Source organism: Prauserella halophila (assembly GCF_024171895.1).
Classification (GTDB): domain Bacteria; phylum Actinomycetota; class Actinomycetes; order Mycobacteriales; family Pseudonocardiaceae; genus Prauserella; species Prauserella halophila.
In genome coordinates this window covers 61,559-82,692 of the sequence record NZ_JAMTCQ010000010.1, presented here as the reverse complement: position 1 = coordinate 82,692, position 21,134 = coordinate 61,559, and the positions used below count along the sequence as shown (strand labels likewise).

Here is a 21,134-nt window from a genome sequence, read left to right as displayed (position 1 = left end):
AACTCCCGACGTCACCCGGTTTACGTAGGCGTGCTGGTCCGGAGGCGTTCCGGCGGCGTCCGGGGGGGGCGTCCGCGGCCTGCCCGGGGCCGGCACACCGTGCGGGCAACGGCCACGGGTGTCGCAAAGGCCGGGTGCTGCAAAAGGCCGGGTGCTGCAAGGGCGCCGCCGGGATCGCCGGGATCGCCGGGGCACATGCGGACATGACGCCGCGCACAGCGGATTCGGGTGTCGACATGACGACCGGTGCGACTGCGTATTCTCGGGTTCGTGACCGTCGTGATCGTCGCCTCGTTGATTCCCGCAGTCCTCGGCATCCTGGTCGGCTGGGGCGGTGCCCTCGGCCTGCGCGAGAAGCTGCCCCGTGACCGCGGGGCCGGCGTGCGCACGCGGGCGACGCTGCGCAGCGACGAGGCGTTCCGGGTGGCGAACCGGGTCGCCGGACTGCCGACCGTCGTGGCAGGTGCCGTCGGCGTGCTGGCGGGCGTGGCCGGATTCGTGATGCCGAACGTCTGGGGAACCGTGATCGCCGTGGTGATCGGCCTCGTCGGCATGTTCGCGCTCGTCGCGGGTGGAGGTGCGCTGGGACACCGGGCGGCGCTCACGGTGCCCGAGCCCGCACCGGAGCCCGCGGGGTGCGGCGGCTGTGCCTGTGGCGGAGGCGGCTGCGGCGCTCTTGCAGCTGCGCAAGCCGACGAGGCGTAGTCCCCGGCATCGTCCCCGGCGTCGAATGCCCCGAAGGGCACCTTCGGGGCATTCAGTACCGCAACGTCACGGGCGTTCGAAGGTCCGCAACGGGCGGTCGGTGAGCGCCAGCACGCACAGGCCCGCGACGCAGCCGAGCCCGCCGCCTGGAAGCTCAGACTCGACAGCGCCAGCCCCGCGCTGAGCTGCCCGGACGAGAGGAGCTTCACGGCCAACGTCCGCCGGGCGGGCGCCCCGAGCCCCGCCAGTGCACCCTGCACACCGACCAGTACCAAGATCAACGCGAACGATCGCACTCCCGCAAGCGCTTGCGCGGCGAGCAGTGTCGCCGCCGCCGTCTGCCCGATCGTGGTGAACAGGACGAGCCGTCGCCGATCGAGGGCGTCGGCCAGCGAACCGCCGACCAGGCCGCACACCACCATGCCGATCGCTTGCGCCAGCCCGACTGCGCCGACCGCGAACGAACTGCCCGTCAGCGCCCACGCCTGCGCGAGCACCGCCACCACGGCGACCTGCTGCCCGAGGGTCGACGCCGACGTGCTGATCCACAGCCTGCGAAAGTTCGCACTGGCTCGCAGCGGCCGCACATCGACGAGCGCGCCGAGCAGGCTCATGACCCGGCCACACGGTGCGGTTCGGCAGAGATCCGAGGCGTGCGCGGAGCCGCCGCGCTCACGGGACGTCCGTCAGGCGGTCCGCAATGCGGTCGCGGAACGATCGGCGTTCGAGAGCGGCGGTCATGTCCTCGACGACGCGGGTGAGGGAGTAGGGCAGTTCGGCGTCGAGCTCGGCGGCGGCCTCTTCGGTGGCTCGCCATTCGGCCTCGAGGAACGGCAACAGCTCGCGGCCGGCGTCGGTGAGCTCGACGACGCGGGTGCGCGCGTCGTCGCCGGGACGCGTGGTGACCAGGCCGTCACCGCGAAGCGAGGCGACCGTCTGGCTCATCGCCGAATGCGTGACCTCCGTGGACTCGGCAAGCCTGCGGATGGTCATCGGCCCGCGCCTGCCGAGGCGGATCAGCGGCATCGTGTGCCTCGGCCGGACGTCGACGCCGCGCTCGGCGTAGAGCCGCACGATCTCGGCGTCCATCGCATCCCGCAGCCGTCGCAGCGGGCGCCAGAAGTCCAGTTCCGTGGGGTCGGATTCATCGGCCATTCCACGATCGTAACAGCACTTATATAAGCACTGTCAGGTCCGATGGCCGCACCGGCGCGGCGGCAGCCGACAGGACTAAGAACGGCACAGCGACCGGCACGGCACAGCAACGACCGGCACGACAACGACCCACACAGCAACGACCCGCACGGCGGCAGGGAGCACGTCGTGACCCGGCGACCTCACGACCCGCGGCCGGCCACGCCACGCGGAAGCTACACCGCGCGGACCCGCAGGAACTCGTTCAGCGCGAAGACCTTGGCCCCGAGCCGAACGCTGCGCGGTAGCAGACCGGCGACCTCCTCGTAGGACAGGACGACCGGGTCGGTGACCTCGTGGCTCGCGCCGTCGAACTCCACCGTGGCCCCGCCCGCGGCGAGGATGTTGCGTGCCCAGTCGACGCGCGCGGTGTAGGGCAGCCCGATGAGGAAACCGTCCGCGACGGGCATCGGTGTCACCGGCGTGGCGTACTCGCGGCCACTCGTGCGCCCGCGGTGGTGCACCACGCCGTTGCCCTGTCCGGCATTGCCCGCGGTCGGGAGCACGACCGGCGTCATGACGCGCTTGCTGAACTGCCGGAGGCGATCCTGCAGGACCGGCGATTTACGGCGCATCCCGACGACGAATGCACCCAGCGCAACGGCCAGGACCGAGAGGACGACAAGCAGCAGACGACGCATCACCCAACCGTACGGCGTATCCCTCGCCGGTGCAGGGCTCGAAGGCCCGATCACCGGCGGCGGGGGCCGATCCCGGGATGCCGAGCACGAATCCCGGCGTGCGGGCTACGGGGCGTGCGAGCTACGGGTGTGCGGGTTTACGGAGCGTGCGGGCTACGGGGCGTGCCGGGTCGCGCGGGACAGGGCACGGTCATGGGCCTCGCGCAGCAGGTCGGCGACAAGATCGCGCGTCCGTTGCCCCGGATTGACGACGGCCACCAGGCCGGTGCGCGCGTACACCGGATGCGGCAGCACCGTGTCGGTCGCCGCGAGGTCGACGCCCGCAAAGTCCACAGCGGCCGCCTGCTGTCCGATGAGGTGCGCGAACCGCTCGCGGGTGACGTGCACGTTGATCCGCCACCGTCCGTCGACGTCGAGCCGGGACGCCTCGTCTCCGGGATAGTTCTTCGTGACGATCGTGGCGTAGGGCTGTATGCGCTGCGGAACCCGCCCGTCCGGGGAGTAGTAGAAGAAGTGGTCGCCCCACGCGATCTCCGGATATTCGCCGCCCGGCTCCGGTGAGAGCACCAGCGAACCGGGCAGGGATCGGGCCAGTCCGAGAATGTCGTCGATGGTCATGGCTCAAGTCTGTTATTGAAGTGCTTATGGAGGGTTCGACGACCGGCGATCGCCCGCTGACCACGGTGGCAGTCGCCTCGGCCTCGGGATACAGCCCACAGCAGGTTCGCGACCTCGAACGTCTCGGCGTGATCCCACCGGCGACCAGGGCACCGAACAACTACCGGCGCTTCGGCCGGCAGCACATCGTGGCGCTGCGCGCCTACCGCGGGCTGGCGGCGGCGATGGGCCCCGTCGTCGCACGGCGCACCCTGCGCGAGCTCCGCACCCTGCCGCTCGACGAGGCCGCCGCCGTCGTCAGCGCCTTCCACGTCGACCTGGCCCGCCTGCGCACCCGGGCACTGGACGCGATCGCCGCGCTCCGGGCGATTCGCATCGAGGCCGATCCCCATGCGGAGGAGACACCGAACGACGCGATGTCGGTCGGCGAGCTCGCGGAGGCGCTCGGCGTACGCACCTCGACGTTGCGGTTCTGGGAGCGCGAAGGGCTGGTCCTACCGGAGCGAGTGACGTCGTACGGCGCGCGGCGGTATCCCCAGCGAGCCATTCGCGAAGCACGCATCACGGTCGCGTTGCGCGCTGCGGGCTACGGCATCCCGGCCGTACGCGGCACCCTCGACGCCGTCCGCGAACTCGGCGACGTCGACGCCCCCATTCAGGCACTGCAAGTGCGGTTGACCGACATCGCGCGCCGCACCGTGACTCTGGTCTCGGCGGGCGCCGACGTCGCGGCACTGCTCGGGGACACGGAGCAGGGATGAGGTACCGACGCGCCGGTCGGAGCCGCCGCGGGTGCAGAACACGCGGGTGCAACACGGTCCCCGACAAGCGCGACACGGACGCATTCGCCGGGGTCAGTTGAGTTGCAGGTCGCCGGGGTGGGTGGCCAGCAGGGCGGTCGGCAGGCCCTGGCGGCGGAGGACGTGCGCCCACAGATCGCGATGCGGCGTGGCCAGGACGTCACCGGGCAATGCAGGCACGATCAGCCAGTCACCGCGGTTGATCTCCGCGGCGAGCTGTCCCGCGTCCCAGCCCGCGTAGCCCGCGAACACGCGCATGCCGCGGACCTTGGCGACGAGTTCGTCGGGATCGGCATCGAGGTCGACGAGCGCCACGGGTCCGCGGACGGCGATGAGCCCTTCGAGGTCCGACGCGTCCTCGCCGGTACGCAGGGCAGCCAGGCACAGGGCCGTCTTCTTCTCCACCGGACCGCCGACGAACACCGACTCCGGTTCGACGACGTGCGCACCCCAACCGGGCAGGACCTCGCCAACCGGCACCTCGCTCGGCCGGTTCAACACCACCCCGAGCGTGCCCTCGTCGCGATGATCGATGACGAACACCACCGTCCGCCGGAAGTTGTCGTCGAACATCGTGGGGGCGGCGACCAGCAATGTTCCCGGTTCCACCTCGGAGTCCGCTTGCACGTCTGCCATGATCCCACCCACCTGGGTGCCCCACGGGAACGGAGGGGATGTTTGCGGCGTCGCCAACGTCCCTCTGGACCTCGCGTGGAACTTGCTGTAAGTGAGCGAACCGGGCCTCACCGTCACGGCTAACCCGTTAAGGTGAGGCCGGGAGAGTGGTCCGGACCATGCCGGCCGTGCACTGGGGACGAACTGGGACCGGGCCGTGTCCGTCGAACCGCCGTGTCCATCGAACCGCCGTGTCCGTCGAACGCGAGCGACATCGGAAAGCACGCTCCCGTGGCCGGACGGACGAGCCCGACGGGTGTGGTTACAGTAAAACTCGCGCGAACTGCGGGTGGGGACCGGAGCGAAGACCGAGGCGAGGGGGCGAGGAACGCGTGCGACATCGAGTCGAAGTGGCGGAGCGTCCGGACGCGCTGTATGCGCTGTGGAACGGGCAGATGTTTCGCGCACAGCGTTCGACCACGGATTCCAGCGTGCTGCTGACACCGTTGGCGGGCGAGGACGCGCCCGAGGAGTTCGACACCGAGGCCCGCGGCACCCGCGGCAAGGTCGTCCCCGCTGAGGAGGCGCCCGCGACGTTCGCGCTGCACACCTACTGTCTCCGGGACGACGAGCCGTACCTCGTCGAGCCCACGTCCGACGACGGTGAACTGATCCTCCGCTGGACCGGCACCGACGAGCAGCGCGCCCACGATCTCGGCCTCACCGACTTCACCACCCGCGTGCAGGACCCGGACACGATCACCGCGCTGTGGCAGGAGCGGCACGATTTCGCCGCCGCCCACGCGCCGCGGACCGAACCGGGCACGGGCGAGGTCCAGCCGCTGCTCAAGGCCATCGGACAGACGCTGCTGGGCTTCCTGCCGTCGGGGTGGCAGCGGGTGGCCGCACAGTTCCGCCAGGTGGGCGACTACTCGGAGCTCGAAGTCAAGGCCGACGCCGGCGAGGACACCGCGGTGTCGCTGTCGGCCCCGCCGCAGCTCGGCCAGCTGATGTCGCAGCTGCGGTCGGCGATGTACACGCCCGAGGACGGCACCTGGTTCCAGGGCACGTACGCGCTCGACCCGGAGCGCAACTTCGATTTCGACTACGACACCACGGGCGAACCGCAGTGGCAGCTGCCGCCCGCTGGCAGGCGCACGGCGCGCACCTACGACGCCGAGCTGGAGTACTTCCCGCGCAAGGACCCGCCGCCGTGGCTCGCGGCCAAGGCGGGCAAGCCGCTCGACGTCGAGTTCCGGCATGCGCACATCGTCGACAGCGGTGGCGGCGAGGGCGAGCAGCCGGTCGTCAACCGGCCGCCACTGCCGCAGGAGGAAATCCCGCGGGTGCTCGGGTACCTGTTCCGCGCCCCGGTGGTGCTCGCCCGGCAGGGCGGACTGAGGGACCTGTTCGCCCCGCAGGGGGCGCCGCACGACGTGCCGGATGCGTTCCACACCGACGGCACGTGGGTCTGGCCCGCAGCCGTACCGCACTACCTGCGCAAGTACGGCGTCCCGCCGGAGCAGGACCTGCTCGATGCGATCAGGGCGAAGCAGTACACCGTGCCGTACGCGAGCCGGTCGGTGCGCGCCACGGCCGAGGCCGACCTGCTGGGCAAACCCCGGCCGCCGCGCGCGCCGGAGGACGTCGCCGAACCGAGCACCGTGACGAAGGTGCAGCGCGGTGAGGAACCGAGGCGGCTGCGGGCATCGGAGGTGCTGTCGGCGCTGCGGCTGCGGCTCGCCGAACACGGCATCGCCGACTCGGCGTTCCGCATCGGCGAGACCGCCGACGACGCGTGGTGCCTGCACCGTGCGGTCGACGGCTGGGAGGTCGCGCGCTATGCGGACGGGGTGCCGGTCGAACCGCGCCACTTCGCGCGCGTGCACGACGCCGCGGAAGCTCTGCTCGGAGCGTTGCTGCTGCTGCCCGGCCGCATGGGCGCCGGCACGTCGGCCGAGCAGCAGCACCCGACGGACTGGCCGATCCAGCCGGTGCGCGGCGAACCACCGCTGCCGTTCTTCCGCAACAAGCGCATGGTCACGCTGCCCGTGGGGATGCGACTGCGGCGGTTCGGAGGCGAGCAGGGCAACCTGCTGCACCCGGACCGGACGCCGTTCCCCGAGACGTCGTTGCCGGTCGAACGCGAGGGCGACCTGCGGACGTTCGTCGTCAAGCGGCCGGTGCACGTGCTGACCGGCGTTACGTCCCCGTGGGGGCCGCTGCCCGGCGGCGCGGTCGCCTACCTGCTGCCGAACCCCGTCGGTGCCCACGTCGAATCGGGCGCGCTGGAGCGCGTGTAGCCGCCACGAACGGCCCCTTCGCACCCACCCTCCCGGTGATCTTCACGCCCCCAAGGGCACCTTCGGGGCACTCAACGCCCCCAAGGTGCCCTTGGGGGCACTTCACGGCATGGGCCGGACGGGGGGAAGGGTTGACGCGGGGATCGGGATCCCGCTAGCCGGCGGGGTCGATGCCCTGGTCGGCGGCCCAGCGGCGGAGTTCGGCCACCGCCTCGTCGTGGTCGAGCGGACCGCGGTCGAGGCGCAGTTCCTTGAGGTGCTTCCACGCCTTGCCGACGATCGGCCCCGGCTCCACGCCGAGGACACGGATGATCTCGTTGCCGTCGAGGTCGGGGCGCACCCGCTTCAGGTCCTCCTCCTCGGCGATCCGCGCGATCCGGCTCTCGAGGTCGTCGTAGGTGCGCTGCAGCGCGGCGGCCTTGCGCCGGTTTCGCGTCGTGCTGTCGGCGCGCACGAGCTTGTGCAGCCGCGTCAGCAGCGGGCCCGCGTCGTTGACATACCGACGCACCGCCGAGTCGGTCCACTCGCCCTTGCCGTAGCCGTGGAACCGCAGGTGCAGGTACACGAGCTGCGACACGTCCTGCACGATCTCCTTGGAGTACCGCAGCGCGCGCAAGCGTTTGCGCGCCATCTTGGCGCCGACGACCTCGTGGTGGTGGAAGCTCACGCCACCGCCGGATTCGAACCTGCGCGTGTCCGGCTTGCCGATGTCGTGCAGCAGTGCCGCCAGCCGCAGCACCAGATCCGGTTCCGACGTCGGTTCGTGCGCGGTCTCCAGGTCGACCGCCTGCTCCAACACCGTCAGCGAGTGCTGGTAGACGTCCTTGTGCTGGTGGTGCTCGTCCATCGCCAGGCGCATGCCGGGCACCTCGGGCAGCACGACGTCGGCGAGCCCGGTGTCGACCATCAGCTCCAGCCCTCGTCGCGGCGCCTTCCCGAGCAGCAGTTTCGACAGCTCGGCCTGCACCCGCTCGGCGGTGATCCGCTCCAGCTCACCCGCCATGTCCCGCATCGCCGCGACCACCCGGTCGGACGGCGTGAAGTCCAGCTGCGCCACGAACCGTGCCGCGCGCAGCATCCGCAGCGGATCGTCGGCGAACGACTCCTCGGGCGTCGCGGGAGTGTCGAGCAGCCCCGACGCCAGGGCCGCCATACCACCGTGCGGGTCGACGAACGTCTTCGTCGACAGTTCGATGGCCATCGCGTTCGCCGTGAAGTCGCGGCGCACCAGGTCGCCCTCGATCGTGTCCCCGAACGACACGTCGGGGTTGCGGCTCACCCGGTCGTAGACGTCGGCGCGGAACGTGGTGATCTCCAGCTGCACGCCGCCCTTCGCCGCGCCGAGCGTGCCGAACTCGATGCCCGTGTCCCACACGGCTTCGGCCCACCCGGAGACCAGCCGCTGGATCGTCTCCGGCCGCGCGTCGGTCGTGAAGTCGAGATCCGACGACAATCTGCCGAGCAGCGCGTCCCGGACGCTCCCCCCGACCAGGTACACCCGGTGGCCCGCGTCGGCGAACCTCGTGGCCAGCTCGTCGGCGACGGGGGAGACCCGCAGCAACTCCGCGACGGCGTTGCGCTGCGCCTCCTTCATGGCTCGCAGCTGCGATTCTGTGGTGTTCACGGCGGCCTGGTTCACGCCTGCGCGACCTCCGCGACGTCTGCGGCACCCGCGGCAGGGCGGGCGATCGGGTTCAACACGGACACAGCAAGCCAGCCTACCGCCGCCGGGATGTGATCTAGCATCGCAGCATGCCTGGATCGGCCGGTCGCTCCGGTGACGCCACACCACGGCGCCGACCGCGGCGCCGGCGCGGGCGGCGCATGACGACTGTCGACGAGACCTCAGCAGGTGGTCTCGTGGTCGATCACGCGCGCACGCACGCCGCGCTCATCGGCAGGCTGAACCGGCACGGCCGCCTGCTGTGGTCCCTGCCGAAAGGCCACATCGAGGACGGTGAGACCGTCGAGGAGACGGCCGTACGCGAGGTTCGGGAGGAGACCGGCATCGTCGCGCAGGTGATCCGCCCCCTGGGTTCGATCGACTACTGGTTCGTGGCCGAGCGCAGGCGGATTCACAAGACGGTGCATCATTTCCTCCTCGAGGCACACGGCGGCGAGCTGTCCGACGACGACCTGGAGGTCACCGAGGTGGCCTGGGTCCCGCTGGAAGAACTGGATTCACGGCTCGCCTACACCGATGAGCGCAAGCTCGTGCGCAAAGCACGGGAGTTGTTCGACTAGGCGGGCCCGCTGTCGCGGGCCTGCTGCCGCGGACGAGCGGCGGTACCCGGGGCGGACACGCACGCGGGCAGGCACGGACAGGCACGGAGGCGGCGAGCAGTGAGCAGGTTCAGCGCATTCGCGCTGGCGTTGGCCTTCCTCCTCACGCAGGGGCTGTTCGCCGCACCGGCCGCCGCAGCCTCACCGGCCACCGCAGCTGCCGACGGGGCCGCACACCTGCAGCCCGGCCGATCACAGCCGGATCCGGCGCAGCGGCTCAGCGGCCCCGACCTGCTCGAACTCGACATCGACACGTTCTCGCCGCGTATCCTCACCGCACCGCAGGCGGACCGGACTCGCGTACGGGTCACCGGCACGGTCACCAACACCGGCGACCGTGACGTCTCCGGTGTCGTGGCACGCCTGCAGGTCGGCCAGGCCGTGCCGACGGCGTCGGCGTTCCGGCGGTCCGTCACCCAACCGCCTCCCGCCGAGGCGGGCACGACGGAGTGGGCCACGCTCGCCGACGCGCTGGCACCGGGGGAGTCGGCGCCCGTGCGGTTCGACGTTCCGGCCACGGACCTGCCACTGACCAATCCCGGTATCTATCCACTGCTGGTCAACGTCAACGGCACGCCCGAGTACGGCGGACCGGCGCGGCTGGCGTCGATGAACCTGCTGCTGCCGGTGATCGACCCGTCGAGCGAAACCACCTCTGCGCGGAGCACGCTGCTGTGGCCGATCACGGCGACACGCCCGCGAGTGGTGTCCCAGCCCCACGACAACACGATCGTGCTCGCCGACGACGGCCTCGCCACCGCGCTCGCCCCGGGCGGCCGCCTCGACGCGCTGGTCGAATCCGCACTGGCCAAGCAGGACGACTCCGCCCTGTTCGGCTCGATGTGCTTCGCCATCGACCCGGAACTGCTCGACACCGTCGAGGCCATGACCGGCGGCTATCGCGTGCGCACCACCGGCGAGGACGTCGAAGGACAGGGTGCCGAGGATGCCCGCAACTGGCTCGGCAAGCTCCGCTCGCTCGTGGCGTCGCACTGCGTCATCCAGATGCCCTACGCCGATGCCGACCTGGGAACGCTCGCCGAGGTCGACGCCGAGGCCGACCTGACGCGCATGGCCGTCGGCGGCGAGGCGTCGATCCTGCGGCGAACCGGGGTGCAGCCGCGGCCCGGCGTGGTGTGGCCCTCCGGTGCGCTCGACAAGGACGCGATGGCGGCGGCGACCGAGGCCGGTGCGCGGACGTTCGTCACGCCGCCCGCGGCGTCGGCCACCGCCGACGAGATCGGCCGCGTCTCGGCCACCGACCAGGCGCAGACGCTGACGTACGACCCGCTCGTGTCGGCGGCGCTGACCGGGCGCAAGCCACGCGGCAACCGGCTGACCGCGGTGAACGACGCCGAGGTCGCCACGCAGAACGGCATCGCGGCGCTGGCGCTGCGCGGCGGGCTCGGCGAGCAGACCGGCGGTCCGGTGGTGATCGCACCGCCGCGGCGGATCAGCGCCACGACCGGCGAGCTCACCGCGTTCCTCGACGCCTACGCGCGGCTGCAGGGCGCGAACATGCTCACCCCGACGACACTCGACGACGTGCTGGCCGCCCCGCCGCAGGACGCGGCACGATCACCGGAACCCGGCGACGGCTCCGCCGCGGCGGCACTCGAGGGCGATCTGCTCGATTCGCTGTCGGCCACCGAAGCCACGACCGCCGATCTCGGCCGCGCGATGCGCGTCGACCCCACCCGGCAGGTTCCGCCTGACCGGCTGCTGCGACCGCTGCACAACGCCGTGATCCGCGCGACCTCGTCCGCCTGGACGGTCCGCCCGAACGCCGCGATGGCTGCGGCCCGCAGCGCCGAGAACCAGCTCACCGACCTGACCGGGCGCGTCACCGTCTCGACGCTGGCCCAGCCGGTGCTGCGCGGGTCCGAGTCCGCACCGCTGCCCGTGAGCGTCAGCAACGACCTGCCGGTGCAGATTCGCGTGCGGCTGCAGCTGGAGAACATCGCGGGCCTGCGCCCGGCACACATCCCGGTGCAGACGCTGTCGGCCAACAGCACGTTCAGCCCGCAGGTACCTGCCGAAACGCTCCGGTCGGGCCGGTTCAAGATCACGGTGTCGCTGACCACACCCGGCGGCACGTCCCTCGGCGAACCCGCCGAACTCGAGCTCAGCTCGACGGAACTCTCGACCGTGACGGTCGTCATCACGATCGTCGCCGGCGTGGCGCTGGTGCTGCTGGCGGGCAGGCGCATCGTCCGCAGGCTCAGGCACCGGGGTGACGACGGCGATCCGGCTTCACAGCGCAGTTGACAGTGGCCGCGGGCTCCCCTCGACTCGGTCACCCGGACCACGGTCGCCGCTGACGGGGTCACGCTCGGTGCACGCCGTCGCCGGGAACCGGCGCCCGCCGCTCCATGAGCCTCACCGAAACACTCTCCACGCGACCTGAGTTTTACCGCTGCGCGCATTACCCTGAACCGAGCTTGACGCCGAGTTGATGGGGCACGCGTTGGACAGACAGCCGGGCCGGCCACCCGAAGGGGGCGGGCCGGGAGGACCGGCGAGGCCAGGGGGGCCTGCAGCATCCGAGGGGGATGACGCCATGCAATGGCCGGGTGACTCTGCGGAGCGGCCCGGGGCCGATCCGCGTGCCGTCGACCCGGACGGCCCCGACGCCCATCGCAGGGAACCCCGAAACCCCGAACAGCGCGACCCCGAACAGCGCAGTCGCGAACCGCGCAGTCGCGAACCGCGCGGTCCCGAACCCCGCAATCGACAGCCGCGCAGTCACGAACGACGCGGCCAAGAACCGCGCAGCCAAGAACCGCGCAGCCAGGAACCGCGCGGTCGAGACCGGCGGAGTCGAGAAGCTCAGGGGCGCGAACCTCGCGACCACGACCCCCACGACGGGGATCCGCACGCACGCGAGGTCCGGCATCCACGCGGGGACCGTCCTGCCCCGCCACCGGGCACGGCCCCGCCGCCGGGCGCCGGGCCACCGGCTCCCGGCGGGCCACAGCCACCCGCCGGACCGGACGATCCGCAACGGAACGGTCGCCGTGCCCCCGAGGCCGGCGACCGGCGTATGCCGCCGCCCCCGGACGGCGAACGCCGCCCCCGTCGCGGTCCACCGCCGCCTCCTCCGGGAACTCCTCCGCCTGGAACACCGCCGCCGGGAACGCCCGCACCCGGAACGCCTCCGCAGGGAGCGCAAGCACCGCAGGGCCCACCCGCCGGCAGGCCACCGGCCGATCCCCGGGCCGGACAGGAACCGCCGCAGCGGCGCGGGCGGCCTGCGGGTCCGCAGGCCCCGGGACCGGGCGGTCCTGCGGGGCCGCCCGGTCCGCCGCAGGCGCAGGGCAGGCAGGCACCACCGCCTGACCGCACCCGACGTGACCGGCCTGCGCCGCCACCTCCGGAACAGCACCCGCCCGAGCACCGCCCACCGCAGGGGCGGCCACCCGAACCGCATCCCGGCAGGTCACCCCACGCGGCCCCGGCACCGCCACCACCGCCCGCGGACCGGTGGCCGCCACCGGACGAACCGCTCCCGCCCGACCCGCGCGGAAAGCCGCCACGCCGCGGCAGACCGCCCGAGGCCACGCGGCGCGGTCCGGTGCGCCCGTGGCAGGGCAGCGGCCCGGCAGGCGGGTCCGGCGAGACCGACAGGCCCGCCGAGGCGGGCGGGCCCGGTCCCGGCGACCCTGCACGCCCGCCACAGGGCGGGGACCGCGGCCTTCCACCGCAGGACCGGCCGGCCCCGCGCGGGCCGCAGGGACGCCCGGCACCGCCGCACGAACCGGACGCGACGGTCTACATCCCGCCGCGCTCGGCGCGCTGGCCGGGCATAGACCCGGACGTGCAGGGTCCGTACGACGAGCTCGCGACCCAGATGATGCCGCGGATCCTCGACGGTCCCCGGCACACGGAGATCGGCGAACGGATCCCGGCGGTCGGCGTCGACGAGCGCGCCGAACCCGAGGCCGAGCCGCAGCCCGCGGCGAAGAAGCAGTCGCTGGCCAAGGCCACGGGCCGCATGGCGATCGCGACCATGACCAGCCGCATCACGGGGTTCCTGTGGAAGGTGCTGCTGGCGTGGGTGGCCACGCTCGGCGTGCTGTACGACTCCTTCACGGTCGCCAACACGATGCCGCTGATCATCAACGAGCTGCTGCTCGGCGGCGTGCTGACCAGCGTGGTCGTGCCGCTGCTCGTGCGGTCGCAGGACGATCCGGACGGCGGCGAGTCGTACACGCAGCGCCTGATCACGATGGCGATCACGATCCTCGGTATCGGCACGATCGTCTCGACCGCGGCCGCGCCGTGGCTGACGTCGCTGCTGATGGACGACTCGGGTGCGGCGAATCCGCAGCTGGCGACGTGGTTCGCGTACCTGCTGCTGCCGGGCCTGCTGTTCTACGGACTGTTCGCGGTGCTGTCGGCGGTGCTCAACGCCAAACAGATCTTCGGGCCCGCCCAGTGGGCCCCGGTGATCAACAACATGGTCATCATCGCCACGATCATCGCGTTCGCGCTGGTCCCCGGCGATCCGACGATCGTGCCGACGAGCATGAGCGACCCACAGGTGCTCGTGCTGGGGCTCGGCGTGCTGACGGCGATGACCGCGCAGGCGCTGTTCCTGGTGCCCGCACTGCGCCGGTCGGGATTCCGGTTCAAGTGGAACTTCGGCCTCGACGAGCGGCTGAAGGAGTTCGGCGGGCTCGCGGCGTGGATCCTCGGGTACGTCGTCGTCAGCCAGATCGGCATGGTCATCAACACGCGCGTGCTCACCGCGGGCGCGGCCGGTGGCGCGTCGATCTACTCGAACGCGTGGCTGCTGTTCCAGCTGCCCTACGGCGTCATCGGCGTCTCGCTGCTGACCGCGCTGATGCCGAAGATGAGCAGGGCCGCGGCCGACGGCGACCACCGCAGGCTCGTCGGCGACCTGTCCTACGGCTCGCGGCTGACGACGCTGATGCTGCTGCCCGTCTCGGCGGTCATGGCCGTGGCGGGCACCTCGATCGGTGTGGCGCTGTTCGCGCTGGGCAAGGGCTCGGTCGAGAACGCCGAACGCTTGGGGCAAGCGCTTGCGGTGTCGGCGTTCGGCCTGCTGCCGTATGCGCTGGTGATGCTGCAGATGCGCGTGTTCTACGCGATGAAGGACTCGCGCACGCCGACGCTGATCATGGTCGTGATGACAGCGGTGAAGATCCCGCTGCTGTACCTGGCGCAGGCACTGCTGTCGCCGACCCACGTCGTACTCGGCGTGATGATGGTCAACTCGCTGGTGTTCGTCGTCGGCGCGGTCCTGGGGCAGGTGTGGCTGTGGGTGAAGCTGGGCAACCTGCGCAGCAAGCGTGTGGTGGGCGTCATCCTGTTCACGGTCGTCGCCAGCGTGCTCGGCGCGGCCGCCGCGGCGGCGGCCGGCATGCTGGTTCCGGACTTCTTCGGGGCGATCGGCGGTGCCTGGGTGACGCTGATCCTGCAGGGCATCGTCGGAATGGGTGTCTCGTTCGGGGTACTGATGGCGCTCAAGGTGGATGAGCTCGCACCGGTGACCAGGAGAGTCACCCGGTTGCTCGGCCGCGGCTAGCGACGGAAGACACCGCCCTCGCACTTCGTGTTCACGTACCCTCTTCTTGAGACAGCCGAGAGCGAGAGCCAAACCTAGGGGGTCAGGCCGGATGGGCACGAGAGCGCAGCGTGGTGCGCTGGCGCCCGGCGGGGTCGTCGGTGACGGCCGCTACCGCCTGCTCGCGCAGTTCGGCATCGACGAACGCGCGGGGGCGCACCTGTGGCGTGCGCGCGACGGGCAGCTCCGCCGCGACGTCGCGCTGACGATGCTGGTCGGCGATCCCGCCGACCCCGAAGCCGCTCTCCTCGGCAGGCGCACCCTGGAACGCGCCGCGCACGCCGCGACGTTCGAGCATCCCGGCGTGGCCCGCGTACTCGACGTGCTGTCCCTCGGCAGCGGCATCTCCTCGTCGGAGGGGCTGCTGGGCATCGTCGTGGCCGAATGGACCAAGGGAACCGACCTGATCGACCTCGTCGCCGAACGCCCCGTCGAACCGGGCGCGGCCGTTCGCATGGTGCGGGCCCTCGCCGAATCGGTCGACCAGGCGCACCAGTCCGGCCTGGTGCTCGGGATCGACCACCCGCAGCGGCTCCGGCTCACGCCGGACGGCAGGCTGCGGCTGGCGTTCCCCGGCCCACTGCCGGACGCCACCCTGCGTGACGACGTCAAGGCACTCGGCTCGGTGCTGTACCTGCTGCTCACCGGCCGCTGGGCGCTGCCGGGCGGCCCGCCCGCGCTGCCGCCCGCGCCCAAGTCGCCGACCGGCAGGATCGTGCCGGCGAAGTCGCTGCAGCCCCGCGTGCCGCAGGAGCTGTCGGCGCTGTCGGTGCGCACCATCGAGGACGGCGACCACGGCGGCATCCGCACCAGCGCGGCGATCCTGCGGGCCCTCGACAACGCCGCAGAGGCCGCCGAACGCGCCAAGCAGGCCGCCGCCGAACCGGCCGAGCCCGACGGCAGCGTGTGGACCACGAAGAAGCCGTCCAAGGACAAGGCACGCCGCCGCAAGCTCGCACTCGGCGTCACCGCACTGGTGTGCGCAGCCGTCGCCGTGCTCGCGTGGCTCGGCATGATGGCCATCAACTTCTTCCAGGACGACGGCGACAGCTCCGGCCCGCCAGTCAACCTCGCCGATCCGCCATCCCAACAGCAGGGCGGCGATCAGAACGGCGGCGACGGTGGCAACGGCGGCGACGGCGGGAACGGCAACCAGCAGGCGCAGACCGGCAAGCCGGTGCAGCCGTCGGAGATCACCGTCTACAACCCCGAGGGCGAGGGCGACAGCCCCGGGGACGCGCCGAGGGCCGTCGACGGCGACCCCGCCACCGTGTGGCGCACCGACCTGTACAAGCAGCAGCTGCCCGCGCTGAAGCCCGGCGTCGGCCTCCTTGCGACGTTCGACGAGCCGATCGACCTGTCGAAGGTGCGGGTCATCGCCGACAGCCCCGGCACCGAGGTGGAGATCCGCACCGCCGGCTCGCCGGAGGCCCCACTCGACGACACGCAGATCGTCGGCCGCGGCACGCTCGAGGACGTCAACACCATGATCTCGCTCGACCAGCCGGTCGACAGCACGTACGTGGTCGTGTGGGTCACGACGTTGTCCGGCCAGGAGCCCGAGTTCACGTCGGAGTTCGGCGAGGTCAAGTTCCTGCCCTCGGGCTGAGCCCGCTTGAGTGCCCGCCGTGAGAGGCCGCCGTGAGAGCTCCTGACACGGTGACGGCGGACGCGGCGACAGTCCCGGCACAGCGATCTCACCCGGACGATCCGCGCAGGGCCTGCTCGCGCCGTGACGCTCCTTAGTAATCTCATCCGGGTGACAGCGCCCACCGCCGAGCCCACGGATGCGGATCTGATCAAGGCGCACGCCGCCGGCGATCCACATGCGTTCAACGAGCTCGTACGCCGACACCGAGACCGCATGTGGGCCGTCGCCCTGCGCACGGTCCGTGACCCGGAGGAAGCCGCCGACGCCCTGCAGGACGCGTTCATCTCCGCCTTCCGCGCGGCGTCGAACTTCCGTGCCGAGTCGCAGGTCACAACCTGGCTGCACCGGATCGTGGTGAATGCGTGCCTCGATCGCATCCGCAGGCGTCAGGCCAAGCCCACCGTGCCGCTGCCCGAGGAGGGCCACCAGGAACCGGCCGTCCCCCGCGACTCGATGGCCGAACGCGAGACGTCGCTGGTCATCAAGGACGCGCTCGACCGGCTACCGGAGGACCAGCGCGCCCCGATCGTGCTCGTCGACGTCGAGGGATACTCGGTGTCGGAGACTGCGGAGATGCTCGGCATCGCTGACGGCACGGTGAAGAGCAGGTGTGCGCGAGGTCGCTCCAAACTGGCGAAACTTCTCGGCCATCTGCGGAACCCGGCAGAGGAAGGCGGCGTCCCAACTTACGAAAGCAAACACGGGGAGGGACGACGATGACGGACGAGTTCAGGGGGAATGGCGGGGCCGACGGTTCCGTGTCTGTCGACGTGCTCGCCGATCTGCACGCCGGTGCGCTGAGCGAGAGCGAAGCGGCCGAGCTGTGGCCTCGCGTCAACGCCGACCCGGAGGCGCGAGCCGTCATCGAGGCGCTGGAAGCGGCCCAGGCCGACCTGGGATCGCTCCAGGACGAACCGGCCGAGCCGATGCCCGCCGACGTGGCGGCGCGGATCGACGCGGCACTCGCCGACGAGCAGCGCACCCGTGAGCAGCAGGACGCGGGCACGAACGTCGTCAGCCTCGACCGTGCTCGCAGCAGGCGGAAGAAGCAGGGCATGGCGGCCGGCTTCGTCGCGGTGGCCGCCGCTGTCGTGGCCGCGGTCGCGATCGTCGTGCCGAATCTCGGCGGGGGCGACGAGACATCCGGCGTCGCACAGCCGGCACCGTCGGAGCAGTCCGGCGACAGTGACGCAGGCGCTCCGTCGGACGGTTCCGGACCGCTGGCGCTGACGACGGACGACGGCGACCTGACCTCGGCGATCGACGACATCCAGACGATGCGTGACTACGGCCCGCTCGAGACCAGGAGCCGCTTCGACGCCTGTGTCCAGGCGGCGGGCGCCGACACGAACAAGGAACCGGCCGGGGTGCGCCCGGTCACGATCGACGGTGAGGAAGCCGTGCTGGCGCTCTACACGACTGGCGAGCTCGCCCAGTTCCGCATGGTCGCGGTGAGCCCGGACTGCAGCTCGGCTCCGGTACTCGACCGGGTCGTCGGCGCGGGCGGCTGAGCAGCAGCGGACAAGCAGCAGGCGGCCGAGCAGCACCCGGCCCAGCCCCGTATCCTCGAGACAACACGACAGGCCCGCTTCTCCAGGTGAGAGGCGGGCCTGTTCGCTGTTCCGTCCCGGCCGCAGTCAGGGAAGCACCACGCTCGCGACACCGGCGATCTGCTCGAGCTCACGTCGGGGTGCGCCGTCACGCGCCCGCTGCACCAGGCCGCTGAGCACGGCCATCACGTAGCCGGCCTGCCCTGCGGCGTCGATGCTGCCGGCCAGCCGCCCTGCCGTCATGTCCGTCTCGATCTTGCGCCGGATGTCGTCGGTCTTCTGCTCCCGGAGCCGTGACAGCGTGGTGCGGATCCGCTCGTCGTCGGTGCCCTGGTCTCCGGCCGCGACGAGGCAGCCACGCGGCAGCCCCTCCCGCGTGTACCGGGCCGGGGCTTCGGCAAGGATGCGCCGGATCGCCTGCGGGGCGGTCGGTTCCTCGTCCAGAGCGGCATCGATGAAACCGCCGTACCGACGGTCGTATACGCCGACGGCCTCCTCGAAAAGCGCGTGTTTGCCGCCGAACGCGTTGTACAGGCTCGGCTGCCGCAGGCTCAGCTCCTCGCTGAGATCGCGCACCGACGTCGCCTCGTACCCCTTGCGCCAGAACAGGCGGATCGCCTGATCGAGCGCCGCGTCGCGGTCGAATCCGCGGGGACGTCCGCGCGTCGTGGTGGAAGTCATGCCCCTCATTTTATATCGGTCGATACACAACATGCTAGGGTCGCCTATTAAATAGCGATCGATACAAAAAGGAGCGAGTAATGACGGCGAAGCGCGGCGGGATACCGCTCGCGATCTGGGGCATCGGGTTCGGGATCTTCGCGCAAGGCACGAGCGAACTCATGCTCGCCGGCCTGCTGCCGGAGATGGCGGCCGATCTGGGGGTGACGATCCCCGCGGCAGGGTGGCTGATCAGCGCATTCGCACTCGGCATGCTCGTCGGCGCACCGGTCCTGGCCGTGCTGACCCTGCGCTGGCCCCGGCGCTCCGCGCTACTCGTGTTCCTGGCCGCGTTCGTCCTCAGCCACGTGGTCAGCGCCCTGACCGACAGCTACGGGCTGCTGTTCGCGATGCGGTTCGTCGGCGCCTTCGCCTACGCGGGATTCTGGGCCGTCGGCGGCAGCACCGCGATGGCGCTCGTCGGGCCCGACCGGCGCGGACAGGCGATGAGCATCGTCGCGGGAGGACTCACGATCGCGATCGTGCTCGGCCTGCCCGCCGGCACCTGGATCGGGCAGCACCTGGGCTGGCGCGGCGCCTTCTGGGCGGTCGCGGCCCTCTCGGCCGCCGCCGCGGTCGCGATCATCGCCTCGGTTCCTCCACTCCACCCGGAGAACCCGCCGAGCGTGCGCGAGGAACTGCGCGGGCTCAGGCCACCCCGGCTGTGGCTGTCCTACGCGATGACGGCGGTCGCGACCACCGCGCTGCTGGGCACCTTCTCCTACCTGGCCGCCATGCTGATCGAAACCACCGGCATCGACTCCGCGTGGGTGCCTGCCGTGCTGTTCGGCTACGGGCTCGGTGCCCTCATCGGCATCGCGATCGGCGGAAAGACGGCCGATCGCTACCCCAGGGCAATCCTCGGCATCGGCTTCACTGGGCTACTGGTGACGTCCCTGCTACTCGCCCTCACCGCACACCACGCGGGCGTGACCGTCGCGGGCGTGATGGCACTCGGCCTGCTCGGGTTCGGCACCAACCCGGCACTGAACTCCCGCTTCATGTCCATCGCCCCCGACGCACCCACGCTCGCCTTCTCGGGGAACGTCTCCGCGTTCAACGTCGGCATCACACTCGGCCCCTGGATCGGAGGTCTCGTTCTCGCGGCGGGCCACGCCTACCCGGCGATCCCGGCCGTCGGCGCCGCGGTCGCGGGGCTCGCGCTCCTGCTCTGGGCCTGGGACCTCGTCCTGCGCGCCCGCGCCCGCCGTCGAACGCGCACGCGAGAGCACGTCGTTCGGCAGGAGCCGAGCGCGGCACGGTAGCGACGGGCTGCCGCGTGGACGCGCACGGTCACCAGTGGGTCCGGCCGTCCACATCGCGGGAGGACACCCGGCGAAAGCCCCGTCACATGCGGGCACCGCCGATGGCGGGAACAGACGCACCTACGATTCTGTTGGACCCGGTGTCAGGCGTTATCGAAGCGGAGGAGACCAGTGGCTGCAGAGGACGTTCGGAACCTGATCATCGTCGGGTCGGGTCCCGCGGGGTACACCGCGGCCGTGTACGCGGCCCGCGCACAGCTCGAGCCGCTGGTGTTCGAGGGGTCCCAGTTCGGCGGTGCCCTGATGACGACGACCGAGGTCGAGAACTACCCCGGCTTCCGGTCCGGCATCCAGGGCCCGGACCTGATGGAAGAGATGCGCGAGCAGGCCAAGACGTTCGGCGCGGACCTGCGTGCCGAGGACGCCGAGCAGCTCGAGCTCACCGGAGACATCAAGTACGTCACCGCGAACGGCAAGCGCTACGCCGCCCGTGCCGTCATCCTCGCGACCGGCGCCGCGCCGCGCTACCTGGGCGTGCCGGGTGAGCAGGAACTGCTCGGCCGCGGCGTGTCGTCCTGCGCGACCTGCGACGGTTTCTTCTTCCGCGAGCACGACATCGCCGTGGTCGGCGGCGGCGACTCGGCGATGGAGGAGGCGACGTTCCTGACGAAGTTCGCCAAGACCGTCACGATCGTCCACCGGCGTGAGGAGTTCCGCGCCTCGAAGATCATGCTCGAACGCGCCCAGCAGAACGACAAGATCCGCTGGCAGCTCAACTCACAGATCACCGAGGTGCTCGGCGACGGAACCGTGGGCGGGCTGAAGGTCGAGGACACGGTGACGGGCGAGGAGTCCACGCTCGACGTGACGGGCTTCTTCGTCGCGATCGGCCACGACCCGCGCAACGAGCTGTTCCGCGACCAGATCGAGGTCGACGAGTCGGGCTACGTGCTCACCAAGGGCCGCAGCTCGTACACGAACGTCGACGGCGTATTCGCCGCGGGAGACCTGGTGGACCAGATCTACCAGCAGGCCGTCACGGCGGCAGGCAGCGGCTGCACCGCAGCCATCGACGCCGAGCGCTGGCTCGCCGAGCACGCTCACGTGGCCGAGGCCGCGGAGACCTCCGAACTGGTCGGCGGCGGCTATGCCACCGCCGGCGCCACCAACTGACCGACCGAATTCCGGTTTCCGGGGAC

17 protein-coding genes and 1 pseudogene are annotated in these 21,134 nt (G+C 71.3%); 11 read left to right on the top strand and 7 right to left on the bottom strand.

What is annotated here, in order from left to right:
- The first annotated feature begins 279 nt into the window (after positions 1-279).
- The gene (locus LY41_RS12770) at positions 280-705 is read left to right on the top strand and encodes an SdpI family protein (protein WP_253864572.1); all 426 of its coding nucleotides are present in this window, start codon (positions 280-282) and stop codon (positions 703-705) included.
- A gap of 146 nt (positions 706-851) precedes the next feature.
- On the opposite strand, the pseudogene LY41_RS12765 reads toward LY41_RS12770, so the two are convergent.
- The 4 genes and pseudogenes from LY41_RS12765 to LY41_RS12750 all read right to left on the bottom strand — a co-directional run.
- Positions 852-1,319, bottom strand: a pseudogene (locus LY41_RS12765) (MFS transporter); the annotation flags it as partial.
- 58 nt (positions 1,320-1,377) lie between these two features.
- Positions 1,378-1,860, bottom strand: a complete 483-nt coding sequence (locus tag LY41_RS12760; protein WP_253864198.1) for a MarR family winged helix-turn-helix transcriptional regulator — start codon at positions 1,858-1,860, stop codon at positions 1,378-1,380.
- Positions 1,861-2,075: 215 nt separating this feature from the next.
- On the bottom strand, positions 2,076-2,540 hold the full coding sequence (locus LY41_RS12755) for a PNPOx family protein (protein ID WP_253864196.1): 465 nt from the start codon (positions 2,538-2,540) through the stop codon (positions 2,076-2,078).
- Between the two features lie 153 nt (positions 2,541-2,693).
- Complete coding sequence (locus LY41_RS12750; RefSeq protein ID WP_253864195.1) at positions 2,694-3,158, bottom strand: DUF6194 family protein; 465 nt, start codon at positions 3,156-3,158, stop codon at positions 2,694-2,696.
- Positions 3,159-3,184: 26 nt separating this feature from the next.
- Here LY41_RS12750 and LY41_RS12745 point away from each other — a divergent pair, with 26 nt between their 5' ends.
- The gene (locus LY41_RS12745; RefSeq protein WP_253864194.1) at positions 3,185-3,919 is read left to right on the top strand and encodes a MerR family transcriptional regulator; all 735 of its coding nucleotides are present in this window, start codon (positions 3,185-3,187) and stop codon (positions 3,917-3,919) included.
- A 93-nt stretch (positions 3,920-4,012) separates the two neighbouring features.
- On the opposite strand, the gene LY41_RS12740 is transcribed toward LY41_RS12745, so the two are convergent.
- Positions 4,013-4,594, bottom strand: a complete 582-nt coding sequence (locus LY41_RS12740; protein ID WP_253864193.1) for a YqgE/AlgH family protein — start codon at positions 4,592-4,594, stop codon at positions 4,013-4,015.
- Between the two features lie 371 nt (positions 4,595-4,965).
- On the opposite strand from LY41_RS12740, the gene LY41_RS12735 reads away from it, so the two are divergent.
- A complete protein-coding gene (locus LY41_RS12735; RefSeq protein WP_253864191.1) occupies positions 4,966-6,876 on the top strand; it encodes a TNT domain-containing protein in 1,911 nt (636 codons plus the stop codon).
- Between the two features lie 154 nt (positions 6,877-7,030).
- Here the strand turns inward: LY41_RS12735 and LY41_RS12730 are convergent, their stop codons facing one another.
- Positions 7,031-8,470 (bottom strand): CCA tRNA nucleotidyltransferase, encoded by a 1,440-nt coding sequence (locus tag LY41_RS12730; protein ID WP_253864571.1) that lies wholly within the window; start codon positions 8,468-8,470, stop codon positions 7,031-7,033.
- Positions 8,471-8,628: 158 nt separating this feature from the next.
- Here LY41_RS12730 and LY41_RS12725 point away from each other — a divergent pair, with 158 nt between their 5' ends.
- The 6 genes from LY41_RS12725 to LY41_RS12700 all read left to right on the top strand — a co-directional run bounded on the left by LY41_RS12725 (position 8,629) and on the right by LY41_RS12700 (position 17,911).
- Positions 8,629-9,120: an NUDIX hydrolase gene (locus tag LY41_RS12725; protein ID WP_253864190.1), complete on the top strand. Its 492-nt coding sequence runs from the start codon at positions 8,629-8,631 to the stop codon at positions 9,118-9,120.
- Positions 9,121-9,219: 99 nt separating this feature from the next.
- A complete protein-coding gene (locus LY41_RS12720) occupies positions 9,220-11,427 on the top strand; it encodes a DUF6049 family protein (protein ID WP_253864189.1) in 2,208 nt (735 codons plus the stop codon).
- 1,507 nt (positions 11,428-12,934) lie between these two features.
- The gene (gene murJ / locus LY41_RS12715; RefSeq protein WP_308292251.1) at positions 12,935-14,710 is read left to right on the top strand and encodes a murein biosynthesis integral membrane protein MurJ; all 1,776 of its coding nucleotides are present in this window, start codon (positions 12,935-12,937) and stop codon (positions 14,708-14,710) included.
- A gap of 91 nt (positions 14,711-14,801) precedes the next feature.
- Complete coding sequence (locus LY41_RS12710; protein WP_253864188.1) at positions 14,802-16,358, top strand: protein kinase family protein; 1,557 nt, start codon at positions 14,802-14,804, stop codon at positions 16,356-16,358.
- Positions 16,359-16,508: 150 nt separating this feature from the next.
- A complete protein-coding gene (gene sigM / locus LY41_RS12705; RefSeq protein WP_253864187.1) occupies positions 16,509-17,120 on the top strand; it encodes an RNA polymerase sigma factor SigM in 612 nt (203 codons plus the stop codon).
- On the top strand, positions 17,117-17,911 hold the full coding sequence (locus LY41_RS12700; RefSeq protein WP_253864186.1) for an RsmA family anti-sigma factor: 795 nt from the start codon (positions 17,117-17,119) through the stop codon (positions 17,909-17,911). The genes sigM and LY41_RS12700 overlap by 4 nt, the downstream gene beginning before the upstream one ends.
- 126 nt (positions 17,912-18,037) lie before the next feature.
- Here LY41_RS12700 and LY41_RS12695 read toward each other — a convergent pair whose 3' ends face one another.
- Positions 18,038-18,631, bottom strand: coding sequence for a TetR/AcrR family transcriptional regulator (locus LY41_RS12695; RefSeq protein ID WP_253864185.1), 594 nt, complete (start codon positions 18,629-18,631; stop codon positions 18,038-18,040).
- Positions 18,632-18,711: 80 nt separating this feature from the next.
- Between LY41_RS12695 and LY41_RS12690 the strand changes: the two genes are divergently transcribed.
- Together LY41_RS12690 and trxB are read left to right on the top strand one after the other, a co-directional pair.
- Positions 18,712-19,935 carry a Cmx/CmrA family chloramphenicol efflux MFS transporter gene (locus LY41_RS12690; protein ID WP_253864184.1) on the top strand — a complete coding sequence of 408 codons (1,224 nt, stop codon included), beginning with the start codon at positions 18,712-18,714 and terminating at the stop codon, positions 19,933-19,935.
- A gap of 171 nt (positions 19,936-20,106) precedes the next feature.
- The gene (gene trxB / locus LY41_RS12685) at positions 20,107-21,108 is read left to right on the top strand and encodes a thioredoxin-disulfide reductase (RefSeq protein WP_253864183.1); all 1,002 of its coding nucleotides are present in this window, start codon (positions 20,107-20,109) and stop codon (positions 21,106-21,108) included.
- Positions 21,109-21,134: the final 26 nt, after the last annotated feature.

Bases quoted from the DNA above. Each gene is read 5' to 3' on its own strand.
- LY41_RS12695 (WP_253864185.1), bottom strand. From the start codon at position 18,631: ATGACTTCCACCACGACGCGCGGACGTCCCCGCGGATTCGACCGCGAC.
- LY41_RS12760 (WP_253864198.1), bottom strand. From the start codon at position 1,860: ATGGCCGATGAATCCGACCCCACGGAACTGGACTTCTGGCGCCCGCTG.
- LY41_RS12740 (WP_253864193.1), bottom strand. From the start codon at position 4,594: ATGGCAGACGTGCAAGCGGACTCCGAGGTGGAACCGGGAACATTGCTG.
- LY41_RS12745 (WP_253864194.1), top strand. From the start codon at position 3,185: ATGGAGGGTTCGACGACCGGCGATCGCCCGCTGACCACGGTGGCAGTC.
- LY41_RS12755 (WP_253864196.1), bottom strand. From the start codon at position 2,540: ATGCGTCGTCTGCTGCTTGTCGTCCTCTCGGTCCTGGCCGTTGCGCTG.
- LY41_RS12690 (WP_253864184.1), top strand. From the start codon at position 18,712: ATGACGGCGAAGCGCGGCGGGATACCGCTCGCGATCTGGGGCATCGGG.
- LY41_RS12730 (WP_253864571.1), bottom strand. From the start codon at position 8,470: ATGAAGGAGGCGCAGCGCAACGCCGTCGCGGAGTTGCTGCGGGTCTCC.
- LY41_RS12750 (WP_253864195.1), bottom strand. From the start codon at position 3,158: ATGACCATCGACGACATTCTCGGACTGGCCCGATCCCTGCCCGGTTCG.
- LY41_RS12725 (WP_253864190.1), top strand. From the start codon at position 8,629: ATGCCTGGATCGGCCGGTCGCTCCGGTGACGCCACACCACGGCGCCGA.
- LY41_RS12710 (WP_253864188.1), top strand. From the start codon at position 14,802: ATGGGCACGAGAGCGCAGCGTGGTGCGCTGGCGCCCGGCGGGGTCGTC.
- LY41_RS12700 (WP_253864186.1), top strand. From the start codon at position 17,117: ATGACGGACGAGTTCAGGGGGAATGGCGGGGCCGACGGTTCCGTGTCT.